Here is a 16,999-nt window from a genome sequence, read left to right on the forward strand (position 1 = left end):
GGCAGCGGTATAGCCTTAACCGGCAGATGATGGCATACGATAGAGCGAACTGATTGGTGACAGCCGACCTTTGGTCCATAGTCTGAAACACAGCAGCGACTAGACTCTCATGTGCAAAGAGTATGTGCCCGCAGCAGGGCGAAGAGGAGGCACTGATGAGCCTGACAATGACCATTGTGATGTTGATTTCTGGCTGGCTGGCCGTTGCCGCCGCCATGCTATGGGGGGTCCTGCGCATTACCCGCCGGCACCATCATCCGGCTCAGTCGGCGCCAGTGGCAAAACCCGATAAAACCGCTGAACAGCACGCTACCGCGCACTGACCGACACCCTTGTCTCCAAACAAAAAACGGCCGCCTGGGCTCTTTCGAGCACAGGCGACCGTTTCGTTTAACGCAGATTAAGCTTCAGCGGCTAAACGCTTCTGCTTCGCCCGTCGCGACATCATGTTCAAACCCTCGATCGTCGCCGAGAACGCCATGGCCGCATACACGTAGCCTTTCGGTACGTGGGCACCGAAGCCTTCGGCGATCAGCGTCATGCCGATCATGATCAGGAAGCCCAGCGCCAGCATCACCACCGTCGGGTTGTCGTTGATGAACTTGGCCAGGGGATCAGCCGCCAGCAACATCACCAGTACCGACACCACCACCGCGATGATCATGATCGGCAAATGCTCGGTCATGCCGACAGCGGTAATGATGCTGTCGATGGAGAACACCATGTCCAGCAGCAGGATCTGACCGATCGCGGCGGCAAAGCCCAGGGTCACAGTCGAGGTGGCCGACGTCGGATCATCCGGCGCCGGGTCCATGCTGTGATGGATCTCGGTGGTCGCCTTCCACAACAGGAACAGGCCGCCGGCAATCAGGATCATGTCCTTCCAGGAGAACGTCTGGCCGAAGATATCGATCACAGGCTCAGTCAACTGGACAATGAACGCAATGGTGCTCAGCAGCGCCAATCGCAGGATCAGCGCCATGCCGATACCAATGCGCCGCGCCTTCTGCCGGTGCTGCTCAGGCAGTTTATTGGTCAAGATCGAAATGAAGATCAGGTTATCGATGCCGAGTACGATTTCCATGACGATCAACGTAGCCAGGGCGACCCAGGCGGTAGGGCTTGCAGCAAGTTCTAAAAGGTATTCCATGGGTCAGTCCTGACTCTTTTAAGACGGTTTAGATTTCCTGGGACGTAGATTCGGTTTTGTCCGATTCTTTGGCCGGTTGTTCTTTCTTGCTGATCAGCCCGCCAGTGGCGTCACTGATTGCCTGCTCTGCGGCTTTGTGGGTGTCGTCAATCGCTTGTTTGGCGGTTTCGGCAGCCTTGCCCATCAGTTGCTGAGCGCTTTTTTCGGCCTGGTCACAACCGGCCAATACCAGTAAAGACGTGATCAGCAGTGCCGTGGTTTTAAGCTTCATGATGCTTTCCTCGATAGAACAGACAGGGCCGAAAAGGCCACCCGTCGATAGCGGGGCATTCTAAGGAGGCAAACACTTCAGGAAAATTCGTATTTTTAGCGGTTATACTTCGGTTTTAACGAATCCGGACTTGAAAACTTGCGTGAGCATGTAGGAGCTGACGAGTGAAACGAGGCTGCGATCTCTTGATCTTGCGCTTTAAAGCAACATCAAAAGATCGCAGCCTCGTTTCACTCGACAGCTCCTACAGATGATAGGAACAGGGGAATTCAACAACATGCTCAACTATCGACAGCTGCATTACTTCTGGGTGGTGGCCAAGACCGGCAGCATCGTGCGCGCCTGCGAGCAGCTGAACCTGACGCCGCAGACCATCAGCGGGCAGATTTCCCTGCTCGAACAAACCTATGGCATCGAGCTGTTTCGCCGGGTCGGCCGACAACTGGAACTCACCGAAGCCGGCCGCCAGACCCTGCCCTACGCCGAGCAAATGTTTCAGCTGGGCGGCGAACTGGAGCTGATGCTGCGAGCACAGCCCAACGAACAGCAGATTCTGTTTCGGGTAGGTGTGGCAGACGTGGTGCCCAAATCCATCGTCTATCGCCTGATTGCGCCGACCATGGAATTGAGCGAGCCGCTGCGCATCACCTGTCGCGAAGACAAACTCGAACGCCTGCTCGCCGACCTGGCGATCCAGCGGCTCGACCTGGTGATTTCCGACAGCCCGATGCCCTCGCACCTGGACATCAAGGGCTATAGCCAGAAACTCGGAGAATGCGGAATCAGCTTCTTCGCCACTGCTGAGCTGACGGCGCAATACGGTCAGGATTTCCCCCGCAGCCTGCACGGCGCACCGATGCTGATTCCAGGGCCGGAGACCGTGGTGCGCAGTCGCTTGCAGCGCTGGTTTGCCGAGCAGCAGATCCAGCCGCGCATCGTCGGCGAGTTCGACGACAGCGCCTTGATGCAGGCTTTCGGCCAATCCGGCAGCGGGATCTTCATCGGCCCGAGCGTGATTGCCGGTGAAGTGATACGCCAATACGGCGTGGAATTGATCGGCCAGACCGACGCTGTGACCGAGTCGTTCTACGCCATTTCGGTGGAACGCAAGGTCAAGCACCCCGGCATTGTCGCCATTACCGAAGGTGCCCGACGCGAGCTGTTCACCGAGATGTGAGGTGTCAGGCGCAGACTTCGCGAGGCTTGAAGGTCATCAGCGCGATGGCCAGGAGGATCGAGGCGAGGATAAAAGCGGCCGCCGCGAAACCAAGACCTTGCAGGCCTACACCGTCGATGACCCTACCGCCGATCATGGCGCCCAGACCGATCCCGAGGTTAGCCCCGGCAATGTTCAGCGATGCCGCGAACGCCGGCGCTTCGGGTGCAGCCTTCATCAATCGCACATGGCTGACCAGGAACAACGCCGCCTGAGTCACGCCCCAGATCCCCATCGCCGCTGCCAGACCCAGCGGCGAATGAATGTTCGGCACCAACGCCACCAGGCCGGCGATCATGAATGCGCAGAACATCATCGAAGCGATCAACGGATGACGATCCACCGCGCGACCGCCCAGTGAGTTACCGATCAATCCCACCGCGCCGAAGCCCATCAGGCACCAGCCGACCACCGTGCCGTTGAAACCGGCCAGTCGCTCAAGAATGTCCGCCAGGTAGGTATAAGCGGTGAACATGCCGCTGAACACCAGGATCGACAGCAGCACATGCCCCACCATCAGCGGGCTGCGCAGGATTCTGAACTGCGAGCGAAAGCTCACCTGATGCTGATGCAGATTGGTTTTCGGCAGGTAGATAAACAGCAGCAACGCCTTGGCAAACGCGATCACCGCCAGAATGCCGAAGGCACTGCGCCAGCCGAACGCATCGGAGATCAGTGTACCCACCGGAATGCCGAACACAGTGGCGCAGACAATGCCGAAACCGATCTTGGCGATGGCGCGACCGGCATAGTCCGGGCCGACGATGTCCACCGCGGTTTCACTGGCCAGCGCCCAGAACACCGGCAACCCCAACGCGGGGATCAGCCGGGCGACGGACATTACCCAGATGTTCGGCGCAAACGCCGCGAGGGTGTTGGCCAGGCCGAACATGATCAGCACCGAGATGAACAATTTGCGGCGCTCGAACCGGGCGAAATAGGCGGTCAGGAACGGCCCGAATGCGGCGACCGTGAAGGCGAACAAGGTCACCAGCAACCCCGCCTGGGGGATGCTGACTTCAAGGTCGCGAGCGATCGCCGGCAATAGGCCGACGATGATGAATTCCGTGGTCAGCACCGTGAAACCGGCGGCAGACAACAGAAGGATGGGCAACAGCATGCAGAACTCCAGAAAACGACGACACCAGCGATAGCCCGAAGGCCCACTGGCATGACTTGAAAATGAGGATGGCGAATCTTAACAGAGTGTTTCCGATCAGGGTTGCACGAACCTGCCGATCTCGTTGCCTCCGCAGGCGGCAGATCGTCACAGGTCTGAAGGATGAAGACTACGCTGTGATAAAGTCCGCGCCCTGCGATACGTACACCCTGTTCATCGGCCATTGATTGGCATTGATGTCGCGATACCCCGCACCTAATAAAATCAGAGATGCCGTTTTATGACTGCTTCATCCCCTTCCCTATGGTTACGCCTGAAACGCTCAAGCCTGGTCACACAAATCATCATCGGCCTGATCGCCGGGATTGCCCTCGCGCTGTTCGCGCCGGAGCTGGCGAAGTCCACAGCGTTCATCGGCAAAGTCTTCGTATCGGCGCTTAAAGCTGTCGCGCCGATTCTGGTGTTCGTGCTGGTCATGGCCTCGATCGCCAACCATAAGCACGGCCAGGAAACCCACATCCGGCCGATTCTGTTTCTCTATCTGCTGGGGACTTTCGCGGCGGCGGTGGTGGCCGTTGTCGCCAGTACGTTGTTCCCGTCGAGCCTGGCATTGGCGACTCACGACGTTGCGGTCACTGCACCGGGCGGTATCAGTGAAGTGCTGCAAAGTCTGCTGTTGAGCGTGGTCGACAACCCGGTCAGCGCGCTGATGAATGCCAACTTCATCGGCATTCTGGCGTGGGCGATTGGCATGGGCGTTGCGATTCGCCATGCCGGTGACACCACTCGCGAAGTACTCGGCGACTTGTCTAACGGCGTGACCCTGATCGTGCGCCTGGTGATCCGTTTTGCGCCGCTGGGCATTTTCGGCCTGGTGGCTTCAACCCTCGCCACCTCCGGTTTCGGTGCCTTGATCGGCTATGTGCATCTGCTGGCGGTTTTGCTGGGCTGCATGCTGTTTGTAGCGCTGGTGATGAACCCGGTCATTGTGTTCTGGAAACTGCGTCGCAACCCTTATCCGCTGGTGCTGATGTGCCTGCGGGAAAGCGGCATCACGGCGTTTTTCACCCGCAGCTCGGCGGCGAACATTCCGGTCAATCTGGAATTGAGCAAGCGCCTGGGCCTGCACGAAGACACCTACTCGGTCTCGATCCCGCTGGGCGCAACCATCAACATGGCCGGCGCGGCGATCACCATTACCGTGCTGACCCTGGCGGCCGTGCACACGCTGGGCATCGCCGTGGACATTCCGACCGCCATCCTGCTGAGCATCGTCGCCGCGATCTGTGCCTGTGGCGCTTCGGGCGTGGCGGGCGGCTCGTTGCTGCTGATTCCACTGGCCTGCAGCCTGTTCGGCATCCCCAGTGAAATCGCCATGCAGGTGGTGGCCGTCGGGTTCATCATCGGTGTGCTGCAGGACTCGGCGGAAACCGCGCTGAACTCCTCCACCGACGTGCTGTTCACTGCCGCCGCTTGCCTGGGGGAAGACGAAAAAGCTCAGCGTCTGGCGTAACAAAGATCAAAAGATCGCAGCCTCGTTTCACTCGACAGCTCCTACATTGAGATGCTTGCCCCTGTAGGAGCTGTCGAGTGAAACGAGGCTGCGATCTTTTGATTCATAAAAAAAAGCCCGCCAAGGTGCGAACCTTGGCGGGCTTTTGTATATCCGGAAGGTTTAAAACGCGCCCATGTAATCGCGCTTGCCTACTTCCACACCGTTGTGACGCAGCAGTGCGTAGGTGGTGGTGACGTGGAAGAAGAATTGCGGCAGACCGTAGCTCAGCAGGTAAGCCTGGCCGGTGAAGCGCTTCTCTTTCGGCGTGCCCTGACGGGTGATGATTTCGATGCCTTCCTTGCCGTCGATCTGCTCAGGCTTGATCTCGCCGATGAAGGCCAGCACTTTGGCGATCAGCGCTTGCAGCTCGGCGAAGGTGGTTTCGGTGTCGTCGTATTTTGGCAGTTCAACTTCGGCCAGACGCGCGGAAACGCCCTTGGCGAAATCAACGGCGATCTGCACCTGACGGACCAGCGGGAACATGTCCGGGTACAGACGGGCTTGCAGGAAAGCATTTGGGTCGATGTTCTTGGCAGTGGCGTGGGCTTCGGCCTTGTTCAAAACGTCGCTCAGGGCGTTGAGCATTTGTTTGAAAACCGGGACGGAAGCGGCGTACAGGGAAATAGTCATGGCAGTCTCGTGTTGTGACAGGAGGGAAACGTGGGGCGATTATAGCCATGCTCAGCCCCCTGCGGCGGGTCTTTTATCCGGTAGGGGAAACGCAGCGCAAGCTCTGAACGATCTGCGTAAGTTAGTCCCCCGCCGGCATGAAAACTTCAACGTTATCAGTGATTTTCTGCGCTCGCCGAGAGACCGGCCTTCGTTTGGCTGAACCGGTAAAACAGGTTGGGCTCGCTCACAATGTAAAGCTCGCCTTTATTGTCCATAGTCATGCCTTCGGCTTGCGGCAGCGTATGCTTGAGGTCACCCGCCAAGGCGCGCAGGGAGAGAATACTGACGAAGTTACCCTGTTGGTCCAGTTCGGTCAGGTTGCTGGACTGTTCGCTTAGCAACAGTAAGTGGCCGGTCCGAGGATCGTAGTAACCCTCGGAAAGGTCTTTGCTGAAAACGCCGCGGTCGACCCAGGTCGTCAAGTCCTTGATACGGATCTGCATTCGGTTGCCAATGGAGCCGAGCATGCCGGTGATTGAGTACAGTTGCCGCGGATCACGCTCCTTGATGGCGAAGATGCGGTCATTGGCCGGGTCATAGGTCACACCTTCAAACCCCTTGTTATGCTCGCTCAGGTTGATCTCAATGGCGAGTGACTCGGTTTGCTCCACACGGATGGGGCCAGCGGTGTCCGGCAGGGTGAAAATGTGCAGCCGCTGCAACCTTTCATCGACGATGGCCACTCGCCCTTTGCCCAGGTAAGCAATGCCTTCGGTGTCCTCAAAACCGATCAATGGGTAGCGTTCGATCAAATCGCCGTCACGGGTCAGCGCCAGAATTTCCATCGGCGCACCATTGGTGATACCCAACATGCGGTCGTGATCAGGGTCATAGGCGATACCGGACAAATCGGTGATGCCCGGGATCGGCTTGGCTTCGACCATGACCTTGTAGTCTGGCAGCCAGATATTTTTGCCTGGCGCCTGATTGCCATACCAACTGTTATGCCAGTGCGCGTACAACTGCCCGGGCCAGCCAAAATGAACGAAAACCCCACTAACGCCGACCAGCGCCGCGATCAGAACAATTCCAGCCTTCCTTGCCTTGCTCATACTTTTTCTCGGTCCCAAGTAAATCGATAGACATTGACGGGTTGCCCCGGATGACATTGGCCGTTATCGGCATCGGCGCCGACGATCGACCAGTGCGCTCGGGAGGTTTCGCCCAACTCACGCGCGGCCTGAGGATTGAAACACTGGCTCAACAGTTCGTCGGGGACCAAGGCGTACGCCTGAGGGTGTTCGCGCAACCACAGTGCCGCCTGCTCGACTGTGGAGCCGACCATCCCGAAGTGCACGATCGGTTGTCGTGCGAACAGCCAATGGCCCTCGCGCCAATTGACCAACACCAGGTCGGCACCTTGGGTCATGGTCGCCGCCTGCGCCATGATCGCCTCATGAGGGTTGGGACCGTCCTTGATCGGTTCGATGAAACCGCGGGCAATCCAAAGCGCAAACCAGGTCACGACCAGCGCCTGGAATACTCGCCGACCCCGCGGACGCTGACTGAACCAGCGCTTGAGCAACCAGGGAATCAGCGGCGCAGCCACCAGCACCAGCCCGGGCAACGCCGGGTAGATGTACAACTTGCGCTTGCCGCTGCTGATACAGAAAAACAGTACTACCAGCACGACCCAACCCAGCAGCACCAGCACTCGGCCGTCGTGCTTGCGCAGTTGTCGACGCCAAGCGGGTACCAGCCACGGCAACACGAGCACCAGCGGCAGCCAATATTGCGGGATCACGTGAACGAAGAAATACCAGAACGGCTCGCGATGGTCCCAGGCGGCGGCATAACGTCCCGCGGTCTGGCGCAGCAGAATTTCTCGCGCATAGGCGACCTCGTCAGCAGTGCCATTGAGCGCGATGGACAAGGCCAAGGGCAGTAACCAGATCGCGATGGCGCCCAGCATGACCAACAGTCCCAGCAGCCACTTGCGCGCCTCGCCCGGCATGGCCACCACACCGGGCCAACCTTTGCGCACCGCGTAGGCATACGGAATCAGCATCAGGGCCGGGACGAAGCCAACCCCTTTGGTGATCACACCAATGCCCATGGCGGCGCAGCCCAGGTAAAACCAGCGCCAGGCCGGCCCGAGCAACAGGTGCCGCGCCAGACCGTACATACCCACGGAGGTGAACAGAATCAAAAAGCTGTCGATCTGGCCGGTCTGCAGGATGCTGTACGTCTGATACGTCGCCAGGTACAACAGCGCCGCTATCCGACCGGCACGTTGATGCCATAACCTGCGCGCCAGGTCATAGACCACGGCGGTGACCGTCACGGCCGATAGAAGACCCGGCAGATACAGAGCGATGGAGGGTTTCCCGGTGAGCCAGGCGAAGAACGCCACCGTCCACATGAAAATCGGCGGTTTGTCGCCATAGATCTCGGCCGCACGGTGCGGAATAAGCCACGAGCCGTGCTGCAACATCTCGAGCGCAACGCCAAGGAATCGCTCCTCGTCGACATTCTGCGGCTGACGTAGCCCCAGCCCGGCACCGATCAAAACCAGGGCGAGTAACATCAAACCCAGGCATTCGACCCGGGGTGATAACGTTCTGCGCATGACTCAGTCCTTTAAGTGTTTGCTGCGAGCAATCAACTGCAAATTGCGCAGATAAACGATCGAACCAAAGGCTTGACCGGCAATGAATACCGGGTCCTCCCGGTAAATGGCATAAGCGAGCAGCAGTGCGCTACCGACGATGCTCAGGTACCAGAAACTCACTGGAATCACGCTGCGTTTCTTGTATTCGCTGTAAAGCCACTGCAAGACGAAGCGACCGGTAAAGGCTATCTGGCCGGCGAAGCCGACCACCAGCCACAGGGTTTCACGAGAGAGATTCATCCTTCGATTTCCTGCGCATTGGCGTTCAGGCGCGTGCGCCGGATCAGCCACCAGACGCCGATCAGGTCAAGAATGCCCACCAAGGCACGGTCGAGGTTGCCGTATTTGGAGACCCCGGATGTGCGGTGACGGTGGTTGACCGGATGAGTGATCATTCGGCCGTTATGGCGCTGGATCAGTGCAGGAATGAACCGATGCATATGATCGAAGTACGGCAGGCGCAGAAACGCCGCCCGCTCGATCAATTTCAATCCGCAACCGGTGTCCGGTGTCCGGTCCTTGAGCATACGGCTGCGTAAACCATTGGCGAACCGCGAAGCCCAGCGCTTGCTCGCGTTGTCGCGGCGGTTGACCCGGTGCCCGGCCACCAACTGAATGCCGGCCAGCCCCTGCTCGCCACGCACCAACGCCAACATCCCGGGGATGTCCGCAGGATCGTTCTGGCCATCGCCATCGAGCGTGGCCAACCACTGCCCCTTGGCAGCCAGTGCCGCATGGTAAAGCGAGGTGCTTTGCCCAAGCGAACGCTCATGACGCAGGATACGCAGCGTGCTCAGGCCATTGTTTTTGATCTGCCGCAATTCGTGCAAGGTGGCATCGGTACTGCCATCGTCCACAACAATGATTTCGTACGCCTCGTCGGCCAAGGCCGCGCGAACTTCTTCAATCAAGGGCTTCAGGTTGTTCGCTTCGTTTTTTGCCGGAATCAGTACAGATACAAATATTTCATGACTCATAGGGTCCCCCCTTTAATCCTTGGTTTCTTATTATCAAGGGCGAACATTTCATCTCTGATAAAAGTGGCGATACCACTTCACAAATTCCGCTACACCCGCTTCCACCGTCACCTGAGGATGGAAGTCGACCCATTGGGTCAATGCCGACACGTCAGCCCAGGTCTTGACCACATCGCCAGGCTGTAGTGGTAGAAAGTTGCGTTGCGCTTTGATCCCCAGTGTCGATTCCAGACAATCGACGAACTCCAGCAGTGCTACCGGCTTGCCACGCCCGATATTGAAAATCCGGTTAACGCCGTCGCCCTCCCCGTCCGGGATCGGCGGCCGAAGGCGCAAACGGGCGACACTTTCGACAATGTCGTCGATGTAAGTGAAGTCGCGCGCCATCTGGCCGTGATTATAGATATCGATCGGCAAACCGTTGAGGATCGCTTCGGTGAACTTGAACAGCGCCATATCGGGGCGCCCCCAAGGTCCGTAAACGGTAAAAAAGCGTAGGCCGCTGGCCTTCAGACCATACAAATGACAGTAGCTGTGAGCCATCAACTCATTGGCACGTTTGCTGGCCGCGTACAGTGAAATGGGGTGATCGACAGCGTCTTCGACACTGAACGGCATTTTGCTGTTGGTACCGTACACCGAGCTGCTTGATGCATAGATCAGGTGCTTGGGGCGATAGTGACGGCACGCTTCCAGCACATTCAGAAAACCCACCAGGTTCGATTGCGCGTAGATGTCCGGGTTGTCCAGTGAATAACGAACACCCGCCTGGGCCGCCAGGTGCACAACCTCGGTAAAACGATGTTCTTTGAACAACGCCATCAATGCTGGTTTGTCGACGATATCCAGGGTTTGAAAACGAAAGCCTGGCAAGGATGCAAGCTCGTTGAGCCGTGCGCGCTTAAGCTCAACGCTGTAATAGTCGTTGAGGTTGTCGATACCGATGACGTCAAGACCTTCCAGGCACAAACGCTTGACAGTGTGATACCCGATGAAACCGGCAGCGCCAGTGACCAAAACGGTCATAGGGAGTACGCGCCGGTCAGCGCACTGTTCTTGGCCAATACCCACGTCAGCTTCATGCTTTGCTCCATAGTCCAGTCAATAAGGCTTGTATCGTCGATGGCAGAGCTCTCAAATGCCCACAAGGAGTCCCGGCAGTTCTCGGCCATGCATACGTTGCTCGTCGGATTGTAAAAATAGCGTTAATAATTCATTTGGGTTTTGTGACAATTGCCAATATAGCGTGACGAATTCAGTTGCCATTGGCACACGTCAATTTAAAGTGCATGCCAGCAGGAGAAAATCATGAACCCGGGAAGGAATGCAGAATCATGAGCACTGAGCAAGAAACGACCTTCGACGAGCCGCGACTCAACAGCACGGAAATCCGCATTTTGGGTTCGTTGATCGAAAAACAGGCCACCAGCCCGGAAACCTATCCGCTGACCCTCAATGCGCTGGTGATTGCCTGCAACCAGAAAACCAGCCGCGAGCCGGTGATGAACCTGACCCAGGGTCAGGTCGGCCAAAGCCTGCGCGCCCTCGAAGGACGCGGCTTTACCAAACTGGTGATGGGCAGTCGGGCGGATCGCTGGGAACACAAAGTCGACAAGGCACTGGAACTGGTGCCCGCTCAGGTCATTCTTGCGGGGCTGCTGTTCCTGCGCGGTCCGCAAACGGTCAATGAACTGCTGACCCGCAGCGGCCGCATGCACGATTTTGAAGATGCCGAGCAGGTGGTGCATCAGCTGGAACGCTTGATTGCTCGAGGTCTGGCGCTGTTGATCCCGCGCCAGGCCGGTCAGCGTGAAGACCGCTATATGCACGCCTTGGGTGACCCGGCGGACATCGAAGTGATCCTGGCAGCACGGCAGAACCCGATCGAACGTGGTACGGGTGGCGGTGTATCGGTTGAGCGGATCGAAGAGCTTGAGGCGCGAATTGCGGCGCTGGAAGAGCGTCTAGCCCGCCTCGAATAAATTAACAACAAAGATCGAATGTGGGAGCGGGCTTGCTCGCGAAGGGGCCATAACATTCACCATCTTGGGTGACTGTCATACCGCTTTCGTCGGAACGCCGCCCGGAGCAAGCCCGCTCCCACATTAGGTTCGCGGTGCTTCTACTCGCCGTCCCAATAATCCACGCCGTCGGCCGGCCTGGCGACGGCGACGAAGCCCGAGGTATTGCCCTCGGCATCGACCTTGAAGTCGTCCATCACCGCATACTTGCCGGAATCCGGGTACTCGCAAATCTCGGGTGATTGCTGGGTGCTGACCGCCAGGTAGCGCAGTTCAGCGTTGCTGGTGTTGATGATCTGGTGCGCGGTTTCAGGGCCGCCCGACGGGCAGGCAATGACATCACCGGCGCGAACGGGAAAGCGCTCGGCACCCAAGCGAATCTCCCCTTCCCCGGCCACGATGTAAAACATCTCCTCGTTGACCCGATGACTGTGAAACGGGCTGCCACGCATCCCCGGCTCCAGTGCGTACAGGCGATAACCCAGCTTCTGCGCGCCGAGTTGCTGGCCGATGCGCGCCTGTCGTTGCTGATAGCGGTCGGCGGTGTCTCCCGTCGGGGCAAACGCTTCGGGCAGCGGTTCAAGCGCGGCCTGATCCAGATTAAGAATGGCAGGATGCATGAGTCACCTCAGTCACGGTTTCGCTTGCCGGGCAGCAGGATTAGCCAGGCCACTGCGGGCAAACTCCACGGCTTTGCGAAACTGCTCATCGGTCGGCCGCACCCCGGTGTACAGCACGAACTGCTCCAGCGCCTGGATCGCGATCACTTCCAGCCCGGTGATCACTCGCTTGCCTTCAGCACGAGCGCGCACAATCAACGGTGTTTCCGAGGGGACGGCCACTACATCGAAGACAGTCTCGGCAGCAGCGATGGTTTCAACATCGAACGCCAGCTGATCGGCCTCGGGGCCGGACATGCCAATCGGTGTGACGTTGATCAACATCTGCGGCCGCTCCGAGCCCAGCTCCGCTTGCCATCGATAGCCCAGCGATTCGGCCAACGCCCGTCCGGCACGCTCGTTACGGGCGATGATCAGGCCATTTTTGTAGCCACCGTCGCTCAAGGCACTGGCCACCGCCTTGGCCATGCCGCCACTGCCGCGCAGGGCAAAGGTCAATTCCTTCGGCACCTGGTGGGTGTCAAGCAACTGGGCGATCGCGATGTAATCGGTGTTGTAAGCCTTGAGATGGCCGTTTGTGTTAACGATGGTGTTGATTGATTGAATGGCCGCAGCGGAGGGGTCCAGTTCATCGACCAGGGCAATGCAGGCCTCCTTGAACGGCATCGACACGCCGCAGCCACGAATCCCCAAGGCGCGAATACCGCCAACGGCGCCTGGCAGATCCTGACTGCTGAAGGCCTTGTAGTAAAAATTCAGCTCCAGTTGCTCATACAGATGATTGTGAAACCGCAGACCGAAGTTCCCCGGACGTGCGGAAAGCGACATGCACAGCTGGGTGTCTTTGTTGGGGTTCATCTGCATGAAAAATCTCCTCGAATAACACTTTCAGATGGACGGGATTAGCCAATCCATCGGGTCTGATCGATCATAACGGTGTGTCTGCGCGCGGCCTCACTGAACCGTAAAGAAGCGAGTACAGACCTTACACAAAATTTACCCAACGGCTGTGTTGATTTTGAAAAAAATGCTGTCTTAGAAGTATCCCCGCGACAATCCTTGGGTCTATTGCAGACACAAGCGTCGGGGCGAAGAACCGAGGAACTATCATGATCCGTAAAATCCCCACAGTAGCCTTGCTGATCGGTGCTCTTGCTATCGCAGGGCAGGCAGAGGCTGGCGGCGGTCACGGCGGTCACGGTTGGGAAGGGCCGGCGGTATTTGGCGCGATCGTTGGCTCGGCCATCGTTGGTTCGGCCATCATCAATAGCAACCGCCCGGTCTATGTACAGCAACCGGTTTACGCTCAGCCACAACCGGTTTATGTGCAACCGCCACCGGTTTATTACCAGCCGGCACCGGTCTACGTGCAACAACCGGTCTATTACGGCCCGCCACCAGTTTACTACGGCCCGCCACGTGGTTATTACGGTCCACCGCGCGGTTACTACGGCCCTCCCCACGGTTATGGCCGCTGGTAACGGAATCATCAGGCCCCGCCTCAACAGCGGGGCCTTTTTGTGACCGTCCGTCGGCAGAGGTCTGGATAAATCTCGCCAAGGTCGCTGTCGGGACAGTCTTTGCGGCGCAAGTTGGCAAGATTGACTCGCCATCCTTCCCCCTCGCTGGGGAAAACGGTCATATTTTTGTCATGTCGGGTCCGCACTCTTGGATCTGTCCGTTAACAACAGGTTGATAAAAACAAGGACGACCTCATGCCCACGCAAAACCCGCACCGCATTGTCGGCTTGTGCACTTCCAGCAAGGTGTACAACGCACTGACCGAACTCAAGCACCTGGAAGGCCATCGCAGCGCCAAGTTTCTTTCGCTGCTGGCAGAAAACCTGGTGCGAAAAGGCCTGCTCAACGAGCAGGAAGTGGTTCATATGCTGGATCTGGTGGTCGACTGAACCGATGACTCATTGGCATCAATGACGACTATCGAAAGCGTTGATTGTCCGTTCAAGTGTCCAGTCCGTAAGGTAGCTCCACAGATTGATGGAGGTACTTATGTCCCAGGTTCAGATTATGTCCGTTATCGGCAGCGCCGTTCCCGCACCGCTCAGAGAGTTAGGATTGCTCGCCTGTTGGTACCTGGTGCAGGACGGCGAACCGATCAGCGGTCCGCTCACCTCGCTGCCGGCCGCCCAGGCACTGTCGCAACGCATCGGCCAAGGCCAGATCGGCGCTTAAGGCAGCTGCACCCGCGGCTTGGTTTCAATGAAGATTGCCCAGCTCGACATGAACAGCGCGGCGATCAGCGGTCCGATCACAAAGCCATTGAGGCCGAAGATCGCCAGACCGCCCAAGGTCGAGATCAGGATCAGATAGTCCGGCATCTTGGTATCCTTGCCCACCAGGATCGGTCGCAGCACGTTATCCACCAGGCCGATCACAAAAATCCCGTACAGCCCCAGCACCACGCCCTGCCAGATCGCCCCGGCGAACAGGAAAAATGCCGCCACCGGCGCCCAGACAATCCCCGCCCCCACCGCTGGCAACAGCGACAGAAACGCCATCAGCACCGCCCAGAGCAACGCGCTCGGAATATCCAGAAACCAGAAAATCAAACCGCCCAATGCGCCTTGCGTGATCGCCACCAACAGGTTGCCCTTCACTGTCGCCCGTACCACACGATTGAACTTGAGTTGCAAACGGCGTTTCTGGTGCTCCTGCAGCGGCACCGCGGCGCGAACTTTACGGGCCAGCTCAGCACCGTCCCGCAAAAAGAAGAACAACAGGTAGAGCATGATGAAAAAGCTCACCACAAACTCGAACGTGCCTTGGCCAAAACTGAAAGCCTTCGTGGCGATAAACTCATTGCCCGTCACCGCACTCTTGATGATTTTCTCCCGCAGCCCGTCCAGGCCGCCTACCCCGAACCGGTCGAGCAAGTGCTGGAAGTACGGCGGCAGGCTGTGTTTGAAATGCGTCACAAACCCGGCGATGTCCAATTCACCGCTTTCAATGCTCTTGTACAGCGCGGCCCCTTCCTGGACCAGCAAGATACTGAGGACAATCACCGGCAGAATCGCGATCACCAGGCAGATGCTCAGGGTGAGCAGCGCCGTCAGGTTGCGCTCCCAGCCGAACTTCAGTTGCAGTCGTCGCTGCAAGGGCGCGAAGAGGATGCCGAGGATAACCGCCCAGAACACCGCGCCGTAAAACGGCAGCAAAATCCATACGAAAGCGGCGGTGACCAGCCCCAGCAAGATCACCAGTGATTTGTCTTGTAGCTTCTCTTCGTTCATTTCCGATCCATGTCAGTCCGCAGGGGCGCATGCTCTTGTACTGAAGAGCCTTCCTGATGCTTAGTCCGCCACGGTTCGCGCGAGTGCCATCCGTTTGTTCATCAAGCATAGATCCAGATCAATGAACCCCGCGGGCAAGCCGCTTATTCTCGGCGGCTTTTGTGACCGACTCTGCCATGACTCTCCTGCCTCCAGAACTGCTCGCCCCCGCCGGCACCCTGAAAAACATGCGTTATGCCTTCGCCTACGGCGCCGATGCGGTGTACGCCGGTCAACCGCGCTACAGCCTGCGGGTGCGCAATAACGAATTCGATCACGCCAATCTGGCCCTCGGCATTCACGAGGCCCAGGCTCAAGGCAAACGCTTCTATGTGGTGGTGAACATCGCCCCGCACAACGCCAAGCTAAAAACCTTCCTCAAAGACCTGGCGCCGATCATTGCTATGGCGCCGGACGCGCTGATCATGTCCGATCCAGGCCTGATCATGCTGGTCCGCCGGCATTATCCGCAGATGCCGATTCACCTTTCGGTACAGGCCAACACGGTGAACTGGGCCAGTGTCGAGTTCTGGCAACAACAAGGCCTGAGCCGGATCATCCTGTCGCGGGAACTGTCCCTGGAAGAAATCGCCGAAATCCGCGAACAGGTGCCGGCCATGGAACTGGAAGTGTTCGTCCACGGCGCGTTGTGCATGGCCTACTCCGGCCGCTGCCTGTTGTCGGGTTACATGAACAAGCGCGACGCTAATCAGGGCAGTTGCACCAATGCCTGTCGCTGGAAGTACTCGGCGCAGCAGGCCACGGAAAACCAGCTCGGCGAAATCGTGCAGACCTTCCAGCCTGAACCGACCCTGGGCATCGGTGCCCCGACCGATCAGGTGTTTCTGTTGCAGGAAGCCAATCGGCCCGACGAACTGATGCAGGCCTTCGAAGACGAGCACGGCACTTACATCATGAACGCCAAGGACCTGCGTGCGGTGCAGCATGTCGAGCGCCTGACGCAGATGGGCGTGCACTCACTGAAAATCGAGGGCCGGACCAAATCCCATTTTTATTGCGCACGCACCACTCAGGTTTACCGCCGGGCGATCGACGACGCGGTGGCCGGTCGCGAGTTCGACCGCAACCTGATGACGGATCTGGAATCCCTCGCCCAGCGCGGCTACACCGAAGGTTTTCTGCGGCGGCATGTGCATGACGAATACCAGAACTACCAACACGGCAGTTCGGTGTCGGAACGGCAGCAGTTTGTCGGCGAGCTGACCGGTGAGCGGCGTGACCGGATGGCGGAAATCAAGGTAAAGAACCGATTTGGCCTGGGCGACCACATGGAACTGATGACGCCCAAGGGCAACTTCCAATTCGACTTGCAGCAACTTCAAAACGCCAAAGGCGAGCCGATAGAAGTGGCACCGGGGGATGGGCATACGGTGTATCTGCCGATTCCCGATGCGGTGGATTTGCAGTTTGGGTTGTTGATGCGGGATGTGGGTGTCGCTTAGATCCACCCCTCACCCCAGCCCTCTCCCCACGGG

The 16,999-nt window shown here is 58.2% G+C and carries 20 protein-coding genes; 8 read left to right on the plus strand and 12 right to left on the minus strand.

The features are described 5' to 3' along the window. Nucleotides 1-122 precede the first annotated feature (122 nt). Nucleotides 123-323, plus strand: coding sequence for a hypothetical protein (locus EAH74_RS18235; protein ID WP_123366157.1), 201 nt, complete (start codon nucleotides 123-125; stop codon nucleotides 321-323). A gap of 77 nt (nucleotides 324-400) precedes the next feature. On the opposite strand, the gene EAH74_RS18240 is transcribed toward EAH74_RS18235, so the two are convergent. Next, on the minus strand, nucleotides 401-1,150 hold the full coding sequence (locus EAH74_RS18240) for a TerC family protein (protein ID WP_123366156.1): 750 nt from the start codon (nucleotides 1,148-1,150) through the stop codon (nucleotides 401-403). A gap of 28 nt (nucleotides 1,151-1,178) precedes the next feature. Then, on the minus strand, nucleotides 1,179-1,421 hold the full coding sequence (locus tag EAH74_RS18245) for a hypothetical protein (RefSeq protein WP_140680194.1): 243 nt from the start codon (nucleotides 1,419-1,421) through the stop codon (nucleotides 1,179-1,181). Nucleotides 1,422-1,698: 277 nt separating this feature from the next. Here EAH74_RS18245 and nhaR point away from each other — a divergent pair, with 277 nt between their 5' ends. Then, nucleotides 1,699-2,598, plus strand: a complete 900-nt coding sequence (nhaR, locus tag EAH74_RS18250) for a transcriptional activator NhaR (RefSeq protein WP_140680195.1) — start codon at nucleotides 1,699-1,701, stop codon at nucleotides 2,596-2,598. A gap of 4 nt (nucleotides 2,599-2,602) precedes the next feature. On the opposite strand, the gene EAH74_RS18255 is transcribed toward nhaR, so the two are convergent. Continuing rightward, nucleotides 2,603-3,757 (minus strand): MFS transporter, encoded by a 1,155-nt coding sequence (locus tag EAH74_RS18255; RefSeq protein WP_056740225.1) that lies wholly within the window; start codon nucleotides 3,755-3,757, stop codon nucleotides 2,603-2,605. A 280-nt stretch (nucleotides 3,758-4,037) separates the two neighbouring features. Between EAH74_RS18255 and sstT the strand changes: the two genes are divergently transcribed. Beyond that, nucleotides 4,038-5,270 carry a serine/threonine transporter SstT gene (gene sstT, locus EAH74_RS18260; protein WP_140680196.1) on the plus strand — a complete coding sequence of 411 codons (1,233 nt, stop codon included), beginning with the start codon at nucleotides 4,038-4,040 and terminating at the stop codon, nucleotides 5,268-5,270. A 162-nt stretch (nucleotides 5,271-5,432) separates the two neighbouring features. On the opposite strand, the gene EAH74_RS18265 is transcribed toward sstT, so the two are convergent. The 6 genes from EAH74_RS18265 to EAH74_RS18290 all read right to left on the minus strand — a co-directional run bounded on the left by EAH74_RS18265 (nucleotide 5,433) and on the right by EAH74_RS18290 (nucleotide 10,598). After that, nucleotides 5,433-5,942, minus strand: a complete 510-nt coding sequence (locus EAH74_RS18265) for a DUF1993 domain-containing protein (protein ID WP_008148402.1) — start codon at nucleotides 5,940-5,942, stop codon at nucleotides 5,433-5,435. Between the two features lie 155 nt (nucleotides 5,943-6,097). Continuing rightward, nucleotides 6,098-7,036, minus strand: a complete 939-nt coding sequence (locus EAH74_RS18270) for an SdiA-regulated domain-containing protein (protein WP_140680197.1) — start codon at nucleotides 7,034-7,036, stop codon at nucleotides 6,098-6,100. Beyond that, on the minus strand, nucleotides 7,033-8,553 hold the full coding sequence (locus tag EAH74_RS18275) for an ArnT family glycosyltransferase (protein ID WP_140680198.1): 1,521 nt from the start codon (nucleotides 8,551-8,553) through the stop codon (nucleotides 7,033-7,035). Before EAH74_RS18275 ends, EAH74_RS18270 begins: the two co-directional genes overlap by 4 nt. A 3-nt stretch (nucleotides 8,554-8,556) precedes the next feature. Continuing rightward, on the minus strand, nucleotides 8,557-8,835 hold the full coding sequence (locus EAH74_RS18280) for a lipid-A-disaccharide synthase N-terminal domain-containing protein (protein WP_008148397.1): 279 nt from the start codon (nucleotides 8,833-8,835) through the stop codon (nucleotides 8,557-8,559). Next, nucleotides 8,832-9,572: a glycosyltransferase family 2 protein gene (locus EAH74_RS18285; RefSeq protein ID WP_140680199.1), complete on the minus strand. Its 741-nt coding sequence runs from the start codon at nucleotides 9,570-9,572 to the stop codon at nucleotides 8,832-8,834. Before EAH74_RS18285 ends, EAH74_RS18280 begins: the two co-directional genes overlap by 4 nt. A 48-nt stretch (nucleotides 9,573-9,620) precedes the next feature. Beyond that, nucleotides 9,621-10,598, minus strand: a complete 978-nt coding sequence (locus tag EAH74_RS18290) for an NAD-dependent epimerase (RefSeq protein WP_140680201.1) — start codon at nucleotides 10,596-10,598, stop codon at nucleotides 9,621-9,623. Between the two features lie 308 nt (nucleotides 10,599-10,906). On the opposite strand from EAH74_RS18290, the gene EAH74_RS18295 reads away from it, so the two are divergent. After that, nucleotides 10,907-11,554 carry a YceH family protein gene (locus EAH74_RS18295; RefSeq protein WP_140680202.1) on the plus strand — a complete coding sequence of 216 codons (648 nt, stop codon included), beginning with the start codon at nucleotides 10,907-10,909 and terminating at the stop codon, nucleotides 11,552-11,554. A 140-nt stretch (nucleotides 11,555-11,694) separates the two neighbouring features. Here EAH74_RS18295 and EAH74_RS18300 read toward each other — a convergent pair whose 3' ends face one another. Next, nucleotides 11,695-12,213 (minus strand): cupin domain-containing protein, encoded by a 519-nt coding sequence (locus EAH74_RS18300; RefSeq protein WP_140680203.1) that lies wholly within the window; start codon nucleotides 12,211-12,213, stop codon nucleotides 11,695-11,697. 12 nt (nucleotides 12,214-12,225) lie between these two features. Beyond that, entirely contained in the window at nucleotides 12,226-13,077 is an 852-nt protein-coding gene (locus EAH74_RS18305) for a shikimate 5-dehydrogenase (protein WP_140680204.1), read from the minus strand. A 245-nt stretch (nucleotides 13,078-13,322) separates the two neighbouring features. Between EAH74_RS18305 and EAH74_RS18310 the strand changes: the two genes are divergently transcribed. From EAH74_RS18310 to EAH74_RS18320, 3 genes are all read left to right on the plus strand, one after another. Continuing rightward, the gene (locus tag EAH74_RS18310) at nucleotides 13,323-13,694 is read left to right on the plus strand and encodes a hypothetical protein (protein WP_123366146.1); all 372 of its coding nucleotides are present in this window, start codon (nucleotides 13,323-13,325) and stop codon (nucleotides 13,692-13,694) included. Nucleotides 13,695-13,928: 234 nt separating this feature from the next. Further along, complete coding sequence (locus EAH74_RS18315; protein WP_003179723.1) at nucleotides 13,929-14,123, plus strand: hypothetical protein; 195 nt, start codon at nucleotides 13,929-13,931, stop codon at nucleotides 14,121-14,123. 100 nt (nucleotides 14,124-14,223) lie between these two features. Further along, complete coding sequence (locus tag EAH74_RS18320) at nucleotides 14,224-14,406, plus strand: hypothetical protein (protein WP_140680205.1); 183 nt, start codon at nucleotides 14,224-14,226, stop codon at nucleotides 14,404-14,406. Here EAH74_RS18320 and EAH74_RS18325 read toward each other — a convergent pair. After that, nucleotides 14,403-15,464: an AI-2E family transporter gene (locus EAH74_RS18325; RefSeq protein ID WP_140680206.1), complete on the minus strand. Its 1,062-nt coding sequence runs from the start codon at nucleotides 15,462-15,464 to the stop codon at nucleotides 14,403-14,405. The genes EAH74_RS18320 and EAH74_RS18325 overlap by 4 nt on opposite strands. A gap of 176 nt (nucleotides 15,465-15,640) precedes the next feature. Between EAH74_RS18325 and yegQ the strand changes: the two genes are divergently transcribed. Beyond that, the gene (yegQ, locus tag EAH74_RS18330) at nucleotides 15,641-16,966 is read left to right on the plus strand and encodes a tRNA 5-hydroxyuridine modification protein YegQ (protein ID WP_140680207.1); all 1,326 of its coding nucleotides are present in this window, start codon (nucleotides 15,641-15,643) and stop codon (nucleotides 16,964-16,966) included. Nucleotides 16,967-16,999: the final 33 nt, after the last annotated feature.

Origin of the sequence: Pseudomonas mandelii (assembly GCF_006438925.1) — a bacterium.
GTDB classification, from domain to species: Bacteria; Pseudomonadota; Gammaproteobacteria; order Pseudomonadales; family Pseudomonadaceae; genus Aquipseudomonas; species Aquipseudomonas mandelii_C.

What these genes read in the sequence shown, in the direction of transcription:
- EAH74_RS18290 (WP_140680201.1), bottom strand. Translation starts at nt 10,598, where the DNA reads ATGACCGTTTTGGTCACTGGCGCTGCCGGTTTCATCGGGTATCACACT.
- sstT (WP_140680196.1), top strand. Translation starts at nt 4,038, where the DNA reads ATGACTGCTTCATCCCCTTCCCTATGGTTACGCCTGAAACGCTCAAGC.
- EAH74_RS18295 (WP_140680202.1), top strand. Translation starts at nt 10,907, where the DNA reads ATGAGCACTGAGCAAGAAACGACCTTCGACGAGCCGCGACTCAACAGC.
- EAH74_RS18245 (WP_140680194.1), bottom strand. Translation starts at nt 1,421, where the DNA reads ATGAAGCTTAAAACCACGGCACTGCTGATCACGTCTTTACTGGTATTG.
- EAH74_RS18310 (WP_123366146.1), top strand. Translation starts at nt 13,323, where the DNA reads ATGATCCGTAAAATCCCCACAGTAGCCTTGCTGATCGGTGCTCTTGCT.
- EAH74_RS18255 (WP_056740225.1), bottom strand. Translation starts at nt 3,757, where the DNA reads ATGCTGTTGCCCATCCTTCTGTTGTCTGCCGCCGGTTTCACGGTGCTG.
- EAH74_RS18265 (WP_008148402.1), bottom strand. Translation starts at nt 5,942, where the DNA reads ATGACTATTTCCCTGTACGCCGCTTCCGTCCCGGTTTTCAAACAAATG.
- EAH74_RS18275 (WP_140680198.1), bottom strand. Translation starts at nt 8,553, where the DNA reads ATGCGCAGAACGTTATCACCCCGGGTCGAATGCCTGGGTTTGATGTTA.
- EAH74_RS18240 (WP_123366156.1), bottom strand. Translation starts at nt 1,150, where the DNA reads ATGGAATACCTTTTAGAACTTGCTGCAAGCCCTACCGCCTGGGTCGCC.
- nhaR (WP_140680195.1), top strand. Translation starts at nt 1,699, where the DNA reads ATGCTCAACTATCGACAGCTGCATTACTTCTGGGTGGTGGCCAAGACC.
- EAH74_RS18320 (WP_140680205.1), top strand. Translation starts at nt 14,224, where the DNA reads ATGTCCCAGGTTCAGATTATGTCCGTTATCGGCAGCGCCGTTCCCGCA.
- EAH74_RS18270 (WP_140680197.1), bottom strand. Translation starts at nt 7,036, where the DNA reads ATGAGCAAGGCAAGGAAGGCTGGAATTGTTCTGATCGCGGCGCTGGTC.
- EAH74_RS18315 (WP_003179723.1), top strand. Translation starts at nt 13,929, where the DNA reads ATGCCCACGCAAAACCCGCACCGCATTGTCGGCTTGTGCACTTCCAGC.
- EAH74_RS18285 (WP_140680199.1), bottom strand. Translation starts at nt 9,572, where the DNA reads ATGAGTCATGAAATATTTGTATCTGTACTGATTCCGGCAAAAAACGAA.
- EAH74_RS18325 (WP_140680206.1), bottom strand. Translation starts at nt 15,464, where the DNA reads ATGAACGAAGAGAAGCTACAAGACAAATCACTGGTGATCTTGCTGGGG.
- EAH74_RS18300 (WP_140680203.1), bottom strand. Translation starts at nt 12,213, where the DNA reads ATGCATCCTGCCATTCTTAATCTGGATCAGGCCGCGCTTGAACCGCTG.
- EAH74_RS18305 (WP_140680204.1), bottom strand. Translation starts at nt 13,077, where the DNA reads ATGCAGATGAACCCCAACAAAGACACCCAGCTGTGCATGTCGCTTTCC.
- yegQ (WP_140680207.1), top strand. Translation starts at nt 15,641, where the DNA reads ATGACTCTCCTGCCTCCAGAACTGCTCGCCCCCGCCGGCACCCTGAAA.
- EAH74_RS18280 (WP_008148397.1), bottom strand. Translation starts at nt 8,835, where the DNA reads ATGAATCTCTCTCGTGAAACCCTGTGGCTGGTGGTCGGCTTCGCCGGC.
- EAH74_RS18235 (WP_123366157.1), top strand. Translation starts at nt 123, where the DNA reads ATGTGCCCGCAGCAGGGCGAAGAGGAGGCACTGATGAGCCTGACAATG.